Genomic DNA, 1,007 nt, shown 5'->3' on the forward strand with positions numbered 1-1,007 from the left:
CTAGGAGCCCGCCTTGGGGCAATGACCCTGCCGGCGAGCAGCAGAGGCTATCACGAGATGGAAACCTGGGCCCGATCCTTTGGCCCCGTTCGCGCCTTCGGGGTCGAGGGGACAGGCTCCTATGGTGCAGGCCTGGCGCGCTTCCTCCAGGGTCGAGGCCACAATGTCATTGAGGTCAACCGGCCCAATCGCCAGATCCGGCATCAGCATGGCAAGACTGATCCGCTGGACGCCGAGAACGCGGCCCGAGCCGTCCTCAGCGGCCAGGCAAGGGGAACTCCGAAGTCGGGCACCAGCTCCGTGGAGATGATCCGCCACCTCAAGGTAACGCGCGACACCGCCGTCAAGAGCCGAACGCAGGCGATGGTCACCCTCAAGACGATCATCGTCAATGCTCCCGCTGCCTTGCGCGAGAGCCTCGAGGCCCTCACTGGTAAGATGGCGCTGATCCGCCATTTGGCAGCCCTGAGGCCGGGAGCGATGACCTCACCAACAGCCTCAGCCAAAGCGGTCTTGCGCGCTCTGGCTCGGCGCTGGCTGATGCTCGATGCTGAGATCAAGAGCCATGATGCCGATCTTGATGCTCTGACCACCGTCTGCGCCCCGACCCTGAAGGAGGCTCATGGCATGGCGACCGGCACGGCGGCCGAGATGCTGATCCTGGTGGGCGACAATCCTGAGCGGATTCGCTCGGAAGCAGCCTTTGCCAAACTGTGTGGGGCCTGTCCTATTCCGGCCTCGAGCGGCAAGACCACGCGCCACCGGCTCAACCGCGGTGGCCATCGTCAGGCTAACGCGGCTCTGTATCGTGTGGTCATTATCAGGATGCGCAGCCATCTTCCCACACTTGATTATGTCCGTCGACGAACGGCAGAGGGTAAGGGCAAAATGGAGATCATTCGTTGCCTCAAGCGCTTTGTCGCGCGGGAGATCTTCGGCTATCTCTGCCGAGCCAGCAGGGCTCCCACGACAGTCCCTTCGACCTCTTGACCTTTATAGGAGCATCA

Annotated in this window: 1 protein-coding gene; it reads left to right on the plus strand. The window is 62.7% G+C overall.

Features of this window, described 5'->3' with window-relative positions; all coding sequences use genetic code 11:
- Positions 1-990: transposase (locus FS320_RS44095; RefSeq protein ID WP_152718744.1), on the plus strand; the 990-nt coding region annotated here is incomplete at its 5' end.
- Positions 991-1,007 lie beyond the last annotated feature (17 nt).

Origin of the sequence: Microvirga tunisiensis (assembly GCF_009296175.1) — a bacterium.
Taxonomy (GTDB): domain Bacteria; phylum Pseudomonadota; class Alphaproteobacteria; order Rhizobiales; family Beijerinckiaceae; genus Microvirga; species Microvirga tunisiensis.